This is a genomic window from Streptomyces nigrescens (genome assembly GCF_027626975.1).
GTDB lineage: Bacteria > Actinomycetota > Actinomycetes > Streptomycetales > Streptomycetaceae > Streptomyces > Streptomyces nigrescens.
Map to the genome: position 1 here is coordinate 6,655,117 of NZ_CP114203.1, position 17,504 is coordinate 6,672,620.

18 protein-coding genes are annotated in these 17,504 nt (G+C 70.6%); 8 read left to right on the forward strand and 10 right to left on the reverse strand.

Annotated features, from left to right (window positions below):
• The first annotated feature begins 97 nt into the window (after positions 1-97).
• From STRNI_RS29545 to STRNI_RS29555, 3 genes are read left to right on the forward strand one after another with little or no spacing between them, the layout of a single operon-like run.
• Entirely contained in the window at positions 98-1,414 is a 1,317-nt protein-coding gene (locus STRNI_RS29545) for a Bcr/CflA family multidrug efflux MFS transporter (protein ID WP_277413339.1), read from the forward strand.
• Positions 1,415-1,470: 56 nt separating this feature from the next.
• Complete coding sequence (locus STRNI_RS29550) at positions 1,471-2,547, forward strand: serine hydrolase domain-containing protein (protein ID WP_174876401.1); 1,077 nt, start codon at positions 1,471-1,473, stop codon at positions 2,545-2,547.
• Positions 2,548-2,587: 40 nt separating this feature from the next.
• Positions 2,588-3,541 (forward strand): small ribosomal subunit Rsm22 family protein, encoded by a 954-nt coding sequence (locus STRNI_RS29555; RefSeq protein ID WP_159488447.1) that lies wholly within the window; start codon positions 2,588-2,590, stop codon positions 3,539-3,541.
• A 288-nt stretch (positions 3,542-3,829) separates the two neighbouring features.
• Here STRNI_RS29555 and ddaH read toward each other — a convergent pair whose 3' ends face one another.
• The gene (ddaH, locus tag STRNI_RS29560) at positions 3,830-4,711 is read right to left on the reverse strand and encodes a dimethylargininase (protein ID WP_338149786.1); all 882 of its coding nucleotides are present in this window, start codon (positions 4,709-4,711) and stop codon (positions 3,830-3,832) included.
• A 139-nt stretch (positions 4,712-4,850) separates the two neighbouring features.
• Positions 4,851-5,024, reverse strand: coding sequence for a DUF6243 family protein (locus tag STRNI_RS29565; RefSeq protein ID WP_018090170.1), 174 nt, complete (start codon positions 5,022-5,024; stop codon positions 4,851-4,853).
• A gap of 121 nt (positions 5,025-5,145) precedes the next feature.
• Here STRNI_RS29565 and STRNI_RS29570 point away from each other — a divergent pair, with 121 nt between their 5' ends.
• The gene (locus STRNI_RS29570) at positions 5,146-5,745 is read left to right on the forward strand and encodes a TetR/AcrR family transcriptional regulator (protein ID WP_148591591.1); all 600 of its coding nucleotides are present in this window, start codon (positions 5,146-5,148) and stop codon (positions 5,743-5,745) included.
• Positions 5,746-5,907: 162 nt separating this feature from the next.
• Positions 5,908-6,654: a bifunctional DNA primase/polymerase gene (locus STRNI_RS29575; protein ID WP_018090172.1), complete on the forward strand. Its 747-nt coding sequence runs from the start codon at positions 5,908-5,910 to the stop codon at positions 6,652-6,654.
• 105 nt (positions 6,655-6,759) lie between these two features.
• On the opposite strand, the gene STRNI_RS29580 is transcribed toward STRNI_RS29575, so the two are convergent.
• From STRNI_RS29580 to efeO, 4 genes are all read right to left on the reverse strand, one after another.
• Positions 6,760-7,707, reverse strand: coding sequence for an SCO2278 family lipoprotein (locus tag STRNI_RS29580; RefSeq protein WP_237503737.1), 948 nt, complete (start codon positions 7,705-7,707; stop codon positions 6,760-6,762).
• A complete protein-coding gene (gene efeU, locus STRNI_RS29585) occupies positions 7,619-8,611 on the reverse strand; it encodes an iron uptake transporter permease EfeU (RefSeq protein WP_093644930.1) in 993 nt (330 codons plus the stop codon). Before efeU ends, STRNI_RS29580 begins: the two co-directional genes overlap by 89 nt.
• Before the next feature lie 68 nt (positions 8,612-8,679).
• Positions 8,680-10,008 carry an iron uptake transporter deferrochelatase/peroxidase subunit gene (gene efeB / locus STRNI_RS29590; RefSeq protein WP_274735235.1) on the reverse strand — a complete coding sequence of 443 codons (1,329 nt, stop codon included), beginning with the start codon at positions 10,006-10,008 and terminating at the stop codon, positions 8,680-8,682.
• Positions 10,009-10,032: 24 nt separating this feature from the next.
• A complete protein-coding gene (gene efeO / locus STRNI_RS29595) occupies positions 10,033-11,187 on the reverse strand; it encodes an iron uptake system protein EfeO (RefSeq protein WP_277412337.1) in 1,155 nt (384 codons plus the stop codon).
• A 301-nt stretch (positions 11,188-11,488) separates the two neighbouring features.
• On the opposite strand from efeO, the gene STRNI_RS29600 reads away from it, so the two are divergent.
• On the forward strand, positions 11,489-12,211 hold the full coding sequence (locus tag STRNI_RS29600) for a PhzF family phenazine biosynthesis protein (RefSeq protein WP_277412338.1): 723 nt from the start codon (positions 11,489-11,491) through the stop codon (positions 12,209-12,211).
• A 24-nt stretch (positions 12,212-12,235) separates the two neighbouring features.
• Here the strand turns inward: STRNI_RS29600 and STRNI_RS29605 are convergent, their stop codons facing one another.
• Entirely contained in the window at positions 12,236-12,916 is a 681-nt protein-coding gene (locus STRNI_RS29605) for a biliverdin-producing heme oxygenase (RefSeq protein ID WP_159488452.1), read from the reverse strand.
• A gap of 173 nt (positions 12,917-13,089) precedes the next feature.
• Positions 13,090-13,947: a type I methionyl aminopeptidase gene (gene map / locus STRNI_RS29610; protein WP_026169728.1), complete on the reverse strand. Its 858-nt coding sequence runs from the start codon at positions 13,945-13,947 to the stop codon at positions 13,090-13,092.
• Positions 13,948-14,012: 65 nt separating this feature from the next.
• Here map and STRNI_RS29615 point away from each other — a divergent pair, with 65 nt between their 5' ends.
• Positions 14,013-14,255, forward strand: coding sequence for a hypothetical protein (locus STRNI_RS29615; protein WP_018090180.1), 243 nt, complete (start codon positions 14,013-14,015; stop codon positions 14,253-14,255).
• 168 nt (positions 14,256-14,423) lie between these two features.
• On the opposite strand, the gene STRNI_RS29620 is transcribed toward STRNI_RS29615, so the two are convergent.
• Complete coding sequence (locus tag STRNI_RS29620) at positions 14,424-15,053, reverse strand: hypothetical protein (protein ID WP_277412339.1); 630 nt, start codon at positions 15,051-15,053, stop codon at positions 14,424-14,426.
• Positions 15,054-15,220: 167 nt separating this feature from the next.
• On the opposite strand from STRNI_RS29620, the gene STRNI_RS29625 reads away from it, so the two are divergent.
• On the forward strand, positions 15,221-16,537 hold the full coding sequence (locus STRNI_RS29625; protein ID WP_277412340.1) for a hypothetical protein: 1,317 nt from the start codon (positions 15,221-15,223) through the stop codon (positions 16,535-16,537).
• Here the strand turns inward: STRNI_RS29625 and STRNI_RS29630 are convergent.
• Positions 16,534-17,499 carry a dihydrodipicolinate synthase family protein gene (locus STRNI_RS29630; RefSeq protein WP_266449015.1) on the reverse strand — a complete coding sequence of 322 codons (966 nt, stop codon included), beginning with the start codon at positions 17,497-17,499 and terminating at the stop codon, positions 16,534-16,536. The two genes, STRNI_RS29625 and STRNI_RS29630, sit on opposite strands and share 4 nt — an antisense overlap.
• Positions 17,500-17,504: the final 5 nt, after the last annotated feature.

Sequence of the window (17,504 nt, forward strand, 5' to 3'; positions counted from 1 at the left end):
ACGTCCGTCCTAGGCCCAAGGGACCGGTCCGAAACCGGTCGGAAGCCGTCACATGCGTGACACCATGGTGCAGCCATCTATCACCATGGAGACCCGTATGACGGAGCCCGGCGCGGCCGAGACCCAGGACCTTCCCCCCATAGCCGAGCGGGGCGCGGCAGCAGCACCGGCCGCGTCCCGCCGCACCAGCCTCCTCGTCACCCTCGTCCTCGGCGGCCTCACGGCGGTCCCGCCGCTCTCCATGGACATGTACCTCCCGGCCCTGCCGCAGGTCACCGCCGCCCTGCACAGCCCGGCCGCCACCGTCCAGCTCACCCTCACCACCTGCCTGGCGGGCATGGCGCTGGGGCAGATGATCGTCGGCCCGATGAGCGACAAGTGGGGACGCCGCCGCCCGCTGCTGGCCGGCATGGTGATCTACGTCCTGGCCACCGCCCTGTGCGCGCTCGCCACCAGCGCCGAACTCCTCATCGCCTTCCGCCTGTTGCAGGGCCTGGCGGGCGCGGCCGGCATCGTCATCGCGCGGGCGGTGGTCCGCGATCTGTACGACGGCGTGGCGATGGCCCGGTTCTTCTCCACCCTGATGCTGATCTCCGGGGTGGCGCCGGTCGTCGCCCCGCTCATCGGCGGCCAGATCCTCCGGCTCACCGACTGGCGCGGGGTCTTCGTCGTCCTCACCGCCGTCGGCGTGGCGCTCACCCTCCTGGTGTGGCGCACGCTCCACGAGACCCTGCCGCCCGAGCGCCGGCACTCCGGCGGCCTCGGCCAGACCCTGCGCACCATGCGTGATCTGCTCGCCGACCGGGTCTTCTCCGGCTACGCCCTCGTCGGCGCCTTCGCCTTCGCCGCCCTCTTCGCCTATATCTCCGCCTCGCCGTTCGTGGTCCAGGAGATCTACGGCGCCTCCCCGCAGACCTTCGGCCTGCTCTTCGGCATCAACTCCGTCGGCCTGGTGGCCGTCGGCCAGATCAACGGCAAGCTGCTGGTCGGCCGGGTCGGCCTCGACAAGGTGCTGGGCACCGGTCTGGCGGTGATCGCGCTCGCCGCGACCGCCCTGCTCCTGATGTCCGCCGGTGTCTTCGGCCACGTCGGACTGGTCCCGACGGCCGCCGGCCTGTTCGTCCTGATGGCCGCGATGGGCCTGGTCATGCCGAGCACCAACACCCTGGCCCTGCTGCGCACCCCGCACGCGGCCGGCTCCGCCTCCGCGCTGCTGGGCACCTCCACCTTCCTCCTCGGCTCGGTGGCCTCCCCGCTGGTGGGTATCGCGGGCGAGCGGACGGCCGTACCGATGGCCCTCGTACAGCTCTCTTGTGCCGTATTGGCGCTCGTGTGCTTCCTGGGAATGTGCCGCCCGTGGCAGCGTAGGGGGGAGAGCAACGGGAGCACGGCAGGCGAGAGGACCAGGCTCTGAACGCAACGGCACTCACCTACGGCCCACCGGCCCGCGCAGGGCTGGACCCCGGCTGGGTGGAACGGCTGGTCCGCGGTGTCCGGGCACTGCCCGAGGGCCGGCCGCCCTGGTCCCCCGGCGTCGTCGTGCTGGCCGGCCGGGGCCCGGTCGTCGCCGCCGAGGCCGCCGCGGGCTGGGCGCTGCGCTACCGGGCCTACGACCCCGAGCGGGACCGCGGCCTCGATCTGCCCCGCGACCTGTGGGAGCCGATGCGGGTCGGCACCGTCTTCGACCTCGCCTCGCTCAGCAAGCTCTTCACCGCCATCGCCGCGGTCCAGCAGGTCGAACGCGGCCGGCTGGCCCTCGACGACGAGGTCCGGGCCGATCTGCCCGCCTTCGCCCCCGGCATCACCGTCCGGCAGCTGCTCACCCACACCTCGGGACTCGCCCCCGAGCTCCCCTTCTACGACCACCGGGACCGCACCGCCCAACTGGCGCTGCTGTGGCGGGAGGCGGCGGCCCCTTCCGGCGGCCGGGCCCCCGTCCACCGCTACTCCGACCTCAACCTCATCGCCCTCCAGCTGATCCTGGAGCAGCGCACCGGGCACCGGCTCGACGCCCTGATCCGCGACGGCATCACCGGCCCGCTGGGGATGTCCAGCACCTCGTACGGGCCGCTGGCGCCGCAGGGCGTCGCGGCCACCGAGGACCAGCGGCGGCCCTGGGCCAAGGCGGACCGCGGCATGATCCGCGGCGAGGTGCACGACGAGAACGCCTGGGCCCTGGGCGGTGTCGCCGGTCACGCCGGGCTCTTCTCCACCGCCCAGGACCTGGCGGTCCTCTGCCGCACCCTGCTCAACGGCGGCGCCTACGGCACCGCCCGGATCCTCGGGCCCGACGCGGTCGCCGCCCTCCTCGACCCGCCCGGTCTCGGCTTCGGCGTCGACCAGCCGTATTTCATGGGCGAGTTGGCGGGCCGCGGCGCGGCCGGGCACACCGGTTTCACCGGCACCAGCCTGGTCCTGGACCGCGCCACCGACACCTTCCTCGTCCTGCTCGCCAACACCGTCCACCCCCGCCGCCGCGCCGGCGGCAGCGCCCCCCGCGCCGCGGCCGCCACCCGGCTGGCCCGCGCGGTCTCCCGTGCCACCTGACCAGCCAGGGCACGCCGCGGGGGCCCGTAGAATTTCCCCCATGCACGAGGAACTGCGCGCCGCGCTGGCGGGCCTGCTCGACGGCTTGCCGCCCAAACAGGCCGCGCAGGCAGTCGACCGTCTGATCGCCAACTACCGGGGCCGCACCCCCACCGACGCCCCGGTCCTGCGCGACCGCGCGGATGTGGCCGCGTACGCCGCCTACCGCATGCCGGCCACCTTCGAAGCCGTACGGGCCGCGCTGACCGCGTTCGCCGCCCGGGTCCCGGACTGGTCCCCGGTCAGCCATGTGGACATCGGCGGCGGCACCGGCGCCGCCACCTGGGCCACCGCCGCCACCTGGGAAGGCCACCACAGCACCGTCCTGGACTGGGCACAGCCCGCCCTGGACCTCGGCCAGGAACTCGCCGCCAAGACCCTCCCCGACACGACCTGGCAGCGGCAGACCATCGGCGAGGGCCTGACCGTCCCCGCCGGCACGGACCTGGTCACCGTCTCCTACGTCCTGGGCGAACTCCGCCCCGAGGACCGCCATGCCGTCGTCGCCGCCGCGGCCGCCGCGGCCAAGGCCGTCGTCCTGATCGAACCCGGCACCCCCGACGGCTACCTCCGCATCCGCGAGGCCCGCACCCAGCTCACCGAAGCCGGTCTGCGCATCGTCGCCCCCTGCCCGCACAGCGACACCTGCCCGATCGTCCCCGGGGAGGACTGGTGCCACTTCTCCGCCCGGGTCAGCCGCTCCTCCCTCCACCGTCAGGTCAAGGGCGGCTCCCTCCCGTACGAGGACGAAAAGTTCAGCTACGTCGCCGCCACCACCCTCGACGCCACCCCCGCCCCCGCCCGCATCGTCCGCAAACCCCAACTCCGCAAGGGCCAGGTCCTCCTGGACCTCTGCACCACAGACGAGGGCCTGCAACGCACCACGGTGACCAAGCGCCACGGCACCCACTATCGCCAGGCCCGAGACGCCTCCTGGGGCGACGACTGGTCCTGACCGCCCCCACCGGCCCCCACCGGCCCTGACCTCCCCCTCACCGGACTGCGGCCCCACATGGACACGAGGTGCCGGGGGCGGAGGGGTGTGTTGTCGGACGTAAAGCGAAGCAGTCCGACAACACACCCCGGAGCCCCCGGCACCGCACCCCCCACTCACGCGGGGCCACAGCCCACACCCCCACCCGCCGAAGGCGAAACAAACCACGGCGCGAAAGCCGGAAAACCACAGGCCCCCCACCCGCCGAAGGCGAAAGAACCACGGCGGGAAAGCCAAAAACGCGGGAAGTCAGCCCAAGCGCAGCTCCGCCGTCACACACTTCACACTCCCCCCACCCTTCAACAACTCCGTCAGATCCATCCCGATCGGCTCGTACCCCCGCTCCCTCAGCGGTTCGAAGAGCCCCACCGCCGCCTGGGGCAACAGCACATGCCGCCCGTCGGACACCGCGTTCAGCCCGAACGCGGCCGCGTCGGCCGGGCCGGCGATCAGCGCGTCGGGGAACAGCCGCGCCAGCACGGCCCGGCTCCCGGCGGAGAACGCGCCGGGGAAGTACATGACCTCCGCCCCGCCCCCGCCCGGCGCCCCGCCCCCGCCCGGCGCCCCGCCGCCCGGCTCCCCGCCCCCGGGGTCGAGCACGCACAGCGCCGTATCGAGGTGGTAGTAACGCGGGTCGACGAGATCGAGGCCGATCACCGGGCGGGCGAAGTACTCCTGCGCCTCCGCATGGGACAGCGGACTGCTGCGGAAGCCGCGCCCGGCCAGCAGCCAGGACGCGGTGACCGCGAAGTCGCCCTCGCCCTCGTTGACGTGCCGCGGCTCCCGCACCGCGTCGAACCCGTGGCCGCGGTACCACTCGGCATGCACCGCGGCCTCGCCGTACCGCTCGGCGAAGGCGAACCGCGCGCCGAGCACCCGGCCGTCCACGACGGTGGCGCCGTTGGCGGCGAAGACCATGTCGGGGAGGGCGGGGTGCGCCGGCAGCTCCTCGACGGTGTGGCCGAGCGCGCGGTAGCGGTCGCGCAGGTCCTCCCACTGGGCGTGGGCGAGCGCGAGATCCACGGGCTTGTCGGGGTCCATCCAGGGGTTGATGGAGTAGCTGACCCGGAAGTACGTGGGCGGGCACATCAGATAGCGGCGGGGGGTGGCGCTGCGCCGGAGGGTACGCAAGGAGGGCTCCTCACGGTGGTGGCACTGGGGGCAGGCACGGAATCCCGTACGCGCCCCCAAATCGTCCACCGTGCGGAGCCCCCGTGCCGCGGGCCGTGCACCGTTCGAGTGGTGCCCGGCGCCCGCCCGCCGTGCCCGGTCACTGCTTCCGGGCCCGCTCCTGGAATTTGCGCAGCAGTTCATCGCGGCGGTCCGCTTCGGACCGCCCCCGGCCGCCGCGGCCGGTGCCCCCGCCGCCGCGCAGCGCGCCCCGCGAGAGCTTGTTCCGGGTCCCGCCGACCCCCAGCATTCCGCCCGCATTGCCCTTGCTCATGGGAATCCCCTTCCTCCCGGCTTTGGCGAGACGAACCGTCTCGCTTGGTCTTTACTATGTACGAGACGAAGCGTCTCGTCAAGACGATACGTCTCGCCTCTCCTTGGTTAGACTCCGCGCTATGGCGAACAAAGCAGCCCCCGACTCCTCCCGTCGCAGCGAACGCTCCCGTCGCGCGATCTTCGACGCCGCCCTGACGCTCGTCGGCGAGGTCGGCTACGACAAGCTCACGATCGAAGGCATCGCCTCCCGGGCCGGTGTCGGCAAGCAGACGATCTACCGCTGGTGGCCCTCCAAGGCGGCCGTCCTGCTCGACGCGTTCACCGCCGGCGTCGACGATTACGACGTGAAGGGCCTCCCCGACACCGGTGATCTGGCCGCGGACCTCAAGTCCGTGCTGCGGGCCACCGCCGACGAATTCAACGACCCGGCGTTCCAGGCCCCCTACCGCGCCCTCGCGGCGGCCGGTGCGAACGACGAGGAGCTCTCCCGCACCTTCGTCGCCCGGCTGATGGAGCCCGGCACCCGCCTCTATGTCGACCGGATCCGGGCGGCCCAGGAAGCCGGAGAGGTCGCCGCCGACATCGATGCGCGGATCGCCGTCGAGATGCTGCTGAGTCCCTTCTCACAGCGCTGGCTGATGCGTACCGGCGAATTGACCCACGACTTCGTCGACACCCTGGTCGACCAGGTGCTGCGGGGGCTGCGGCCGCGCGGCTGAGCGGACCGGGTGACGGGCGCCGACGGCATCGGAGCGCCGCCAATGAACCGAATTGCCGGTATTCATCCGTCATTCGTTCACCCCGGATCCGCACACCGGTCACCCGAGGAGCAGGATGGTGGCAGCATTGATCCCAGACCACCGCTCGAAGTGAGGGGATAGATGGAACGCAAGAGCAGGTTCTCCCAGTGGCTGCGCCGGCCGAAGAGCGGATCGGACGGCGGCGATACGGACACGGGATCAGCGGCTGCGCGCGGCCGCGAGGACCTGCTGCTGGCGGCGGCCGACGCGGGATTCCCGGTGGCCCCGGCGGCGCACCCCTCCGGCTACGGCTGTTCCTGTGAACGCATCGGCTGCCCCACCCCCGGCCGCCACCCCGTCTCCTTCGGCTGGCAGACCGTCGCCACCACCGACCGCGACAAGGTCGCCGCCTGGGTCCGCACCCTCCCGCAGGCCAACTTCATCACCGCCACCGGCATCACCCATGACGTGCTGGACGTCCCCGTCGAGGCGGGCCGCAGCGCCCTGGGGCGGCTGGACGGGGCGGGTATCGACGTCGGGCCGATCACCCTCAGCGGCGCCGGCTTCGGCGACGGCCGGATGCTCTTCTTCACCGCCACCCGCGGCACCCCGGACGACGAGGACGAGTGGTGGCCCTGCGAGCTCGACTGCCACCCCGAGACCATGGACGAGCATCCGGGACTGCGCTGGCACTGCCGCGGCAGCTATGTGCTGCTGCCGCCCTCGACCCTGCCCGGCGACCAGCCCGCGGTGACCTGGCTGCGCGGCCCCGAACTGCCGCTGCCCGACCCGCTGACCCTGCTGGAGTCGCTCACCGACGCCTGCGCGGAGTTCAACGACCGCGAGCCGCACCACCACGAGGCACACGCCTGGCCGATCGGCCGCTGACCGGGCCCGCGCCGGTCACCCCGTACCCACGCCGAAGGGCCGCCGGGATCATCCCGACGGCCCTTTCGCACTCTCCACGGTCCGGCAGAGTCCGCCGTGGCGCCGCTACAGCGGCTCCACCGACGTCTTGCCCTCCCGCCGGTTCAGGATGGTGACCTTGTCGCCGGAACCCTTGGCCGGCACCGTGACCGCCTGCGAGGAGACAGTGGTGAAGGCCATCCGGTTCGTCTTCTTCTCCGGCCCCACCACGAGACCCCGAAGCTCCTCCGGCACACTGATCGTCGCCCCGGCGAACATCGTCTGCTGCTGGTGATAGACGGTCGAGAAGAACACCAGCGCACCGCCGTCCGTGGTCCGCAGCGCCACCGGCTGATGGTCCGAGGCGGTGTCCCTCCACTGGACGCGCGAACCGACCTTGCGGGAGTCCTTGGCGCGCCGCTCCCGCCAGCCGTCGGTCTGCGGACCGGGCGCGAACACACTGCCCTTACCGGTATTGAGATAGTCCGCGTAGGCCCCGCTCAGCTTGCCGGGGGCCACCGTCAGACCGGACCCGGAGCCGAGCGGCACCGCCTCGGCGTAGCCGTTCTTCGTCTTGAGCTCCGGCGCCTTGTTGCCCGGGAACTGCGCGAAGTACACCGCGCGCCACTTCTCGGCGATGTCGTTGCGGCTGAACACCAGGAACCAGCGGGTGTTCCGGCCGCTGGCGTCCTTGCGGTTGCTGACCGCGTCCGCGATGAAGTACTTCGGCCAGCCCGCCTGTTTGGGGACGGTGAAGTGCGGGTCCTGGAACTCCAGCGCGCGAAAGCCCGGATTGCCCTGCGGCCGGAGGGCGTGTGCCGCCTTTATCCCGGCCTGGTCGATCGCGAGCAGCGCACCCGCCTCGAAGGAGGGGTTCAGCTTCGGGTTCAGCTGCCGGTAGGCCTGGTTGAAGCCTTCGGTGAAGCGGGTGAGGGCCTTGGTGCCCTCAGCCTTCGACACCGCCGGCAGCATCTCCCTCTCGCCGTGCACCGTCATGCACCCGCTCAGTATCAGCAGCGCCGTCGCTGCCGACATCAGAGTTACGGGCACCCGGAACGGCGACCTGCGTGTCATGGGGCTCGGGCTCCTTCGGGGCGACCGGGGCGGACGGGGCGGCCGCCGGGGTGGCACGATTCGGCGACACCCTACCCGGGGCGAGGAAGAACAGAAGCGTGGGGATCAGATACAGAGCCCACACCGTGACCTGAAGAACGGTCGGGTCCGGCTGGAAGTTGAAGACGCCCTTCAGCAGCGTGCCGTACCAGCTGTCGACCGGAATCTGCTCGCTGACGTCGAACGCCTTGCTGCCCAGCCCCGGCAGGAACTCCGCCTCCTGCAGATCGTGGAAGCCGTACGCCAGCACGCCCGCCGCGACCACCACCAGCATGCCGCCGGTCCAGGTGAAGAACTTCGCCAGGTTGATCCGCACCGCACCGCGGTAGAACAGCCAGCCCAGCGCCACCGCCGTCAGCAGGCCCAGCAGCGCCCCGACCAGCGGCCGTACCCCGTCGTCGGCGGACTGGGCGGCGGTCCAGACGAACAGCGCGGTCTCCAGGCCCTCGCGGCCCACCGACAGGAACGCGGTGACCACCAGCGCCACGGTGCCCATCTGCAGCGCCGCGTCCAGCTTGCCGTGCAGCTCCTTCTTCAGATGCCGCGCGGTGCGCCGCATCCAGAAGACCATCCACGTCACCAGGCACACCGCGATGATCGACAGCGAACCGCCGAGCGCTTCCTGCGCCTTGAACGTCAGCGTCTGCGAACCGAACTGCAGCGCCGCACCGAACGCGAACGACAGCACCACGGCGAGCGCGATGCCGAGCCAGACCGGGCGCAGCGCCTCCCGCCTGCCGGTCTTGACCAGGTAGGCGATGAGAATGCAGACGACGAGGCTGGCTTCCAGGCCCTCGCGCAGACCGATCAGGTAGTTGCCGAACACGTCGGTTCCTTCCCTTCCTTCATGGAGCCGGCGACGGTCTTCCCCGCGCCGGCGGTGGCACGACGGTGTCAGGCGAACAGCGCCCGGCCCCACCAGTCGTCCGCGTTCCGGACGCCCGGCGGAACCGCGAAGACCGCTGAACCCACGTGCTGGATGTATTCGTTGAGTGCGTCGGTCGCGGCCAGCCGCTTCTGCAGCGGAACGAAGCCCTGGCGCACATCCCGCTGGTAGGCGAGGAAGAACAGCCCCGCGTCCAGCCGGCCCAGACCGTCCGTACCGTCGGTGAAGGAGTAGCCGCGGCGCAGGATCCGTACCCCGCCGTTGGAGTCCGGATGCGCCAGGCGGACATGCGCGGTCGGCAGCATCGACTTCAGATGCGGGGTGTCCCGCTCGTGCTTCTTGCCGACCGGCGCGCCCTCGCCCTTGTTCCGGCCGAAGATCTCCTCCTGCTCCTGGAGCGAGGTGCGGTCCCAGGTCTCGATGTGCATCCGGATCCGGCGTGCGACGAGGTAGGAGCCGCCGGCCATCCAGCTCTCCTTGCCTTTCGCCTCGCCGTCCGCGACCCAGACGTGCTTGTCGAGGGCCGCGGTGTCGGTGCCCGCGAGGTTGTGGGTGCCGTCCTTGAAGCCGAACATGTTGCGCGGGGTCTGCGCGTCCGGGGTCGTCGAGGACGTCTTGCCGAAGCCCAGCTGCGACCAGCGGATCGCGACCTTGCCGAAGCCGATACGGGCCAGGTTGCGGATCGCGTGCACCGCGACCTGCGGGTCGTCCGCACAGGCCTGGACGCACAGATCGCCGCCGCTGCGCGTCTTGTCGAGGTTGTCGCCGGGGAACTGCGGCAGGTCGATCAGCGCCTCGGGGCGCCGCGCCTTGATGCCGAACCGGTCCTTGCCGTCCTTCTCGAACAGCGTGGGGCCGATGCCGAACGTCAGGGTGAGCCGCGACGGCGGCAGTCCGAGCGCCTCTCCGGTGTCGTCCGGCGGCGCCTCGGCCAGTCCGCCGACCGCGCCGCCGCCGACCGCGTCCCCGGCCGTCATCCGTGCCGCCGCCTTCGTCCACTCCTTGAGCAGCGCGATCAGCTCGTCGCGGTCGTCGGTGGTGACATCGAACGAGGCGAAGTGCAGCCGGTCCTGGACGGCGGAGGCGATTCCCGCCTGGTGCCTGCCGTGGAAGGCGATCGCGGAGCCCGCGGTCGCGTCCGCGCCGGCCGGCCGGGCGTCGTCGCCGGTGCGCAGCGCCGCCGCCGTACCGCCGGCCGAGACGGCGCCGAGCGCCAGGCCCGCGCCGCCCCAGCCGAGCAGCGAACGCCGGGACGGCGCACGCCCGTTGGCGGTCTGCGCGGCCTGGCCGTCCTCGGTGGCGGTGTTCTCGGTGGGTGTGCCGTCGTCGTGCGTCATCGTGTCCCCTTGCCTGGCGGCGGACTACTTGGCGGTGGCCACGGCGGCGGCCAGCTTGGACAGCGGCTCGGCGAGCGCGTTGACCCCGTCGGAGAGCTTCTTGCGCTCGCTCTTGCCGACCGTGTCGTACGAGGCGAAGCCGTCGGCGGACTTGCTGTCGCGGTGCTCGTCGAGCAGCTCGCCGATCACCTTGAACTGCTTGTCCAGCTCCTTGGCGAGCGCCGGGTCGTTCTTGCCGACGACCGGCTTCAGCAGCTCGTAGGCCTTCTCGGCGCCCTCGACATTGGCGTGGAAGTCGAGCAGGTCGGTGTGGCTGTAGCGCTCTTCCTCACCGGTGACCTTGCCGGTGGCGACCTCGTCGAGCAGCTCCTTGGCGCCGTTGGCCATGCTGGTCGGGGTGATCTCGGCCTTGCCGACCCGCTTCTGCCAGTCCTTCAGATCGGTGATCAGCTGGTCGGCGAGCTTCTTGTCGTCCCCGGAGATCTTCTTCTCCTCCCACAGGGACTTCTCCAGCTTGTGCCAGCCGGTCCACTTCTGGCCCTTCTCCAGGCCGTCGGCGCGCACATCGACCTTGGGGTCGATGTCACCGAACGACTCGGCGACCGGCTCGGTGCGCTCCCAGCCGACCCGGGAGAGGGCATAGGTCTTCTTGGCGGCCTCGACATCGCCGTCCTTGACCGCGTCGGCGAACTTCTGCGCCGCCGGGAGGGTCTGGTCGGCCTGCTCCTGGACGTACTTGCGGTACGCGGCGACCGCGGCATCCAGCTTGGGGTCGCGCTTGGTGCTCGCGCCCTTGCCGCTGGCGGTCACCTTCTGGCGGATGCCGTCGCCCTTCATGCCCGGCTTGCAGGCGATTTCGTACGAACCGGCCTTGATCTCGGCGGTGATCTCCGTACGGGTGCCGGGGCCGATGTTCTCCCGCTCGGTCACGATCCGGTCGCCGGGCGCGTAGACGTACACCTCGGTGACCTTGGAGCCCTTGTTCTGCACCGCGAACCGGACATGTCCGGCGGGGAACTCCTTGGCGGAGAGCTCACAGCTGCTGTCGGTCGCGGTCACCTCGATGGTGCCTTTGCCGCCGCCTCCTTTGCCGTCGTTCTTCGCGGCGCAGCCGGCGACGGAGGTGACGGCCGTGGCCGCGGCGATGGCGGCAACGGCGGAGGAGCGAAGGGCTCTCATACGGGGCTCCAAGCGGGCTCGGATGTACGGAAACGGCGTACCGAACGATAGGCAATGGACAAGGTCGCCACTAAGGCGGGCCTAACTTAACCGAGGCTTACCTACTTCTGCCCGGCCTGTCGAGTGATCCCGCTCTCATGCGCAACGGCCCGATTACGGATCGACCGGCGCCCGGTAACGGAACTGCCATGCGCCGGTCAAGGTAAGGGTCCTCGCTCACGACGGTCCATGACCGTTGCATTCCGGCCGCTCCCTGCCGTCCCCTTGTCCTCCTCTCCCGGCCCTGCTGTTCACTGTCCGGATGACCGATCTTGAAGTGCTCCGGGTGTTCTGCGGACCGGACGGTGCCGGAGGCAATGCGCTGGGCGTGGTCCGCGACGGGCCCGCCCTCCCCGTCGCCGAGGACCGCGCCGCCCTCGCGGCCGAACTCGGCTTCAGCGAAACCGTGTTTCTCGACGATGCCTCCCGCGGCACCGTGGACATCCACACCCCGAGCGTCCGGCTCCCGTTCGCCGGCCATCCGCTGGTCGGTCTGGCCTGGCTGCTGCGCGGCCTGGGGCGGCCGCCGCGCACCCTGCGCCCGCCGGCCGGTGAGGTGGCGGTCGCCTTCGAGGGGGACCTCACCTGGGTGCGCGGGCGCGCGGAGTGGGTACCCGCCCGTACGACCCGGCGCCATGCCTCGCCGGCCGAGGTCGACGCGCTGCCCGCGCCGCCGCCGGGGGAGGGCTGGCTCTACGCCTGGGCCTGGCAGGACGAGGCGGCGGGCGTGGTCCGTGCCCGGGCCTTCCCGCGGCGCGGCGACGGTATCGCCGAGGACGAGGCGACCGGGGCCGCCGCCATGCTGCTCACCCATGAGCTGGGGCGCCCGCTCGACATCCGGCAGGGCGCCGGCTCCCAGATCCTCACCCGTACGTATCCCGACGGCACCCTCGCCGTGGGGGGACGGGTACGCCGCGCCACGCCGTACCCCCGGGCGGCCGCGGCTCCGGAAGGGGCCGACGAGCAGACGCCCGAAGGCAGTTGACGCGGTACGGGGCGGGTCCGCCCTCTACGCGCTCAGCGGGAACTGCTCGCCCAGCTCCCGGAAGACCGCGCTGTTCAGCCGGAAGGCACGCTTGCACTCGTCGACCACCCGCTGCTTTTCCAGCTCGTCCACGGGCAGCGCATCCAGAAGCGCCCGGTACTCCCGCTTGAAGGCGGCGGGGTTGGCGATGTCCTCGAAGACATAGAAGCGCACCCCGTCGCCCTTGCGGGCGAAGCCCCAGGCCTTCTCCGCGGTGCCGCGGATGATCTGGCCGCCGGAGAGATCGCCGAGATAGCGGGTGTAGTGGTGGGCGACGAAGCCGGCCGGCCAGTCACGGGCGCAGGCCGTTACCCGGTCCGCGTAGGCGGCGGTCGCCGGCAGGGGCGCAAGGCCGTCGCGCCAGGACGGTCCGCCGAGATGGGCGAGGTCGCGCTCCAGCGCGGCGGTACGGGCCAGCTCGGGGCGGAGGAAGGGGCCCGCGACCGGATCCCCGGCGAGCGGCCCGGAGGCGCCCTCCAGCGCGCGGTAGACGAACCACAGCTGCTCGGTGTAGCGCCGGTAGGCCCGGACACCGAGCCGGCCGCCGAGCAGATCGCTCATGAAGGAGGAGTTCTCGGCCTCCGTGTGCTGCTCGTGGGACGCGGTGCGGATCACCGTCGAGAACGGAGCGGACGGAGCGGGCGGGGTCGGGCTGGACGTTTCCAAGGCGGACCTCCGGGGACCGAGGGCAGCGGACGGGAACAGGCCGGCTCCGCCGAGCCGCCGGAACTTAGGCTTACCTAACCGGTAGTCCAAGTCAACCCGTTCCCGACGTCCTGTCGGTAACGAGCCTACCCCTGTTCCCGACGCGCTGTCGGTAAAGAGTTTCCCCGCTCCCGTCAGGGCAGCGTGAGGATCTCCGCCCCGGTGTCCGTGACCACCAGCGTGTGCTCGAACTGCGCGGTCCGCTTGCGGTCCTTGGTCACCACCGTCCAGCCGTCGTCCCACATGTCGTAGTCGTAGGACCCCAGCGTCAGCATCGGCTCGATCGTGAAGGTCATTCCGGGCTTGATGTCGGTGGTGTGGTGCGGGCTGTCGTAGTGCGGAACGATCAGGCCGGAGTGGAAGGAGGAATTGATGCCGTGACCGGTGAAGTCACGGACCACGCCGTAGCCGAAGCGCTTGGCGTACGACTCGATGACCCGGCCGATGATGTTGATCTGCCGGCCCGGCTTGACGGCCTTGATCGCGCGGTTCAGCGCCTCACGGGTCCGCTCGACCAGCAGCGTGGACTCCTCGTCCACGTCACCGCACAGATACGTGGCGTTGTTGTCGCCGTGCACCCCGTTGATGTACGCGGTGACGTCGAGGTTCACGATGTCGCCGTCCTTGAGGACGGTCGAGTCCGGGATGCCGTGGCAGATGACCTCGTTGAGCGAGGAGCACAGCGACTTGGGGAAGCCGCGGTAGCCGAGCGTGGACGGGTAGGCGCCGTGATCACACATGAACTCATGGGCGACCCGGTCCAGTTCGTCGGTCGTCACGCCCGGCGCGATCAGCTTGGCGGCCTCCGCCATCGCCTGCGCGGCGATCCGGCCGGCGATCCGCATCCGCTCGATCGTGTCGGCGTCCTGCACCTCGGGCCCTGTGTAAGGGGTGGGCGCGTCCTTCCCGACGTACTCGGGGCGCGCGATCGAGGCGGGGACGGGGCGGGTGGGGGAGATCTTCCCCGGGACAAGAAGCGACTGGCCAGACATGTCAGCGAGTGTATCCGCGGGCCGTCGGGCAGGATGGTGGCACAGAACATCCACAGGAGGCGGCAATGGCGCTGTTCAAGAGGCCTACGGTCGGCAAGCCGGGCGAGTGGTACTACTGCCTCAAGCACCAGACGGTCGAAGAGGGGCCCGAGTGCCGCGCCGCCGACCGCTTCGGCCCGTACGGCACCCGCGAGGAGGCGGCACACGCCATGGAGACCGCCCGCGAGCGGAACCAAGAGTGGGATACCGACCCGAAGTGGCATGACGCGGACGCGGGCAAGGGGAAGGGCGCCGCGGAGGGCGAGTAGCGGGGGTGGAGCGGGGCCCGGGCGGGCGCTGCGGCGTGCTGTCGCAATCGAGTCCCGCTGCGGACTTGATCGTGGGCTGTGGGCTGTGACCCACCGGCTCTTGTGGCCCGGCGCCGGGCGTGGGGCCGCGTCCGGTGACGGGCCATGGCTACCAGCGACGGGCCATGGCTACCAGCGGGGCGGTGGCGGTGCGGTCAGCCCGTCGGCGAGGCGGGCCAGCCGGTCGCGGAAGCGGCGGCGGCCGCGGGGCGCGGGCAGGCTGTTCTCGCCGGCGGCCGCGCTCACCAGATGCTGGACCGTGTCCAGGCCGAGGTCCGGAGCCGCCCCGGCCACCTCGTCGGGCGGGGCCGGGGGCGCGGCGAGCGCGTCATGGGCCAGGGCGTGCAGATCGCGGTCGCCGCCGTCCAGGGCGAGCACCGTGGCGCCGTTCCGGCGGGCGTCGTGCACCCGCTCCAGCAGCCCGGCGCCCGGCTGCCTCGGAGCGACGACCAGCAGCGTCTCACCCCGCCCGGCCGCCGCCAACCGCCCGAGCCCCACCGCCAGATGGGCCGGTGCCCCGCCCGGGACACGGTGCCGCACCAGGGTCGGTGACAACTCCGACAGGCCCGACCAGGCGGCCTCGTCGTCCAGATGCGCGGCCAGATGCCAGGGCTCGTACGCGGCACTGCCGACCAGCAGCAGCCCGCCTCCGTGCGGCACGACGGCCCCGCGCAGCGCCCCGGCGAAGCGGCGGGTCTCCTGAATCCACTCGGTCCCGGCGAGCACCTCACGCAGCAATGCGACCCGTACGGCATCCATGGCCCGGCATCCTGCCGCAGCACACCCCTTTCTGGTTGCCGTTTCAACGGGTGTCACCCATACGGGACTTGGGGCCCGCGCGGAACGCCGGTCCGGTCCGGTCCCGCCCGGATCAATGGCCGCGTGGCGCGGGGTCAACCCAGTCGGGATGCTCTTAAATTTGGGGCATGCCGAAGCTTCCCCCGCGCCGCTTGAAAACCGTGTGGAATTTCCTGCGGCGTGACTGGACCAGGCGCCGGGTGAAGCTGCTCTGTGCTGTGCTCATCTTCGAAACCCTGCTGTTTTTCAGCAGTGCCGTCTACGATGTGATCGAATATCCGCGGGAGCAGGTTGTTTCGGCGGTGCTTCGGATCGTGATCGCGATCCTTAATGGGGTCGCCGGCTGGCGCGTCTTCCAGGAGCTCAGGAAGACGTCCCATCAGCTTCGCCGCGATTCGGTGGGAGACGCCTGGAGGGACCCGGTCGTACTGGTCGCCCAAGCCTCCTCCATCCCTATGGCCTTCATTCCCGTATGGGTCGAGATCTACAGTCCCATTCATGATGATTTTGGGGACGTGCTCATCACGGTCACCGCGGTGTTGTTGATCGTGTTCGCAGTGTGTGTCATCGTGCGCGCTTTCGCCTTCGATCATATTGCGTTGTCGAAGGTCGGAACTGCGGCCATCGCGCTGCTGCCATTGGCGGGCGTGGCCCAGTTCTGGTACATGAACTTCTATAAGCCAACCCACGACAGCCCCCGGGTGAGTGTGACCTCGCGCCTTGGTGAACTGGGGTACTCGCGGGGCGTTTCGCATCTACGGGGAGAAATTACCCTCCACAATGAAGGGTCGGCCCCTGTCGACATTCTCGGTGCTATGTATACGGTGCGCGGATACCGCATGGAATCGGCTGACGGAATGCCTGCCGAGAAGGTGGTCAAAAAATTGGACGGGGCCACTGCGAACCAAACTCACCTGGGCAAGTACGTATCGCTCTTGACGTTCGACGATGTCATGCAGTCCGGCGAAATCTTGATGCCAGGGCAGAAGTGGTTCAAGTCATTTGTGTTCGATGCTCGCGGTGGTAAGCAGGATATGGCCCGGCTCGTCGTTCACCTCTCGACGCTGACGCATACCGGAGACTCGCAGACATCCGGTGAATGTGATGAAAGTTTTTCCCTGGAGCCCATTCCGGAGGCGCCTGGAAGTTATAAGTGCACGCAGACCAGGCTTCCTTCGCAGAGCCTGATGCGCAGGGTGCTCGGTGACCAGCCGATCGCTCGTACGGTCAGGTTCTTTCCATCGAAAGTGAAGGTGAAAACGAAGGTGAAGGTGAGCAGGAAGGAGAAGATGGCATCTTTGTATACGCGATACCAGTCCGCCGACCACCAATTCAAAGGCAGGCCTGATCAATTCAAGAAGGAGGAGAAGGAGGCGGAAGCGATCGACGCCCTGGTGCGGGACCAGAACACGGAGAGCATCGCCGAGACACGAGTGGACCCCTAGCCACCCCGCCTCGGCAGCAGCCCCGCCGCCATGAGCCGACGTCCTACCTCCGCCACGGCCTCCTCGCTCAGGGGGCGTTGGGGGAAGGCGGTGGCGCCGCGGTCGATGACGCCGAGGAGGTGGAGTGCTGCCTTGAAGGCGCCCAGTGCGGAGGAGCTGCGTCCCATGTCGGTCTCCGGGCCGACGTCGACGAGGGAGAAGAGGGCGACCAGGCGTTCCTGTTCGGCGGCGGCCTGTTCCCAGTTGCCGGCCCGGGCGGCGTCGTAGAGCCGTACGTAGGCCGCCGGGTCGACATTGCCGATGCCGGGGACGACACCGTCGGCTCCCGCCAACAGGGCGGCGTCCACGGTCAGTTCGGAACCGGTGAGGATCGAGAACTCGGGGGCGGAGCCGGTGCGCCGGGCGGTGCGGCCGCCGAGCGCGGTCAGCAGACGGCGCAGTGAGCCCTCGTCGCCGCTGCTGTCCTTGAGCCCGGCGAGCGTGCCGTCCTCAGCCAGCTCCCGCACCAGTGACGGGGACAGCTTGCTGTGTACGGAGACGGGGATGTCGTAGGCGAAGAGGGGGAGGTCCACGGCAGTGCGGAGATGCCGGAAGTGGGCGGCGATCTCCCGGGGGTGGGTGCGGGTGTAGAAGGGCGCGGTGGCGACCAGGGCGTCCGCGCCGAGCGCGGCGGCGGTCCGGGCGTGGTCGAGCACCCGCGGAGTGGTGGTGTCGATGACCCCGGCGAGCACCGGGACCCGGCCGTCCGCGGCCTTGATGACGGCTTCCAGGGCGGTGCCGCGCTGGGCGTCGGTGAGGTAGGCGACCTCGCTGGTGGAGCCGAGGGCGAACAGGCCGTGCACGCCGCCGTCGACGAGGTGGTTCACCAGGCGCGCCAGGGAGGCGGTGTCGATCTCGCCGCGCGGGTCGAGCGGGGTGCAGACCGGCGGGATGACGCCGTGCAGGGGGGCGGGCAGTGCCATGGGCG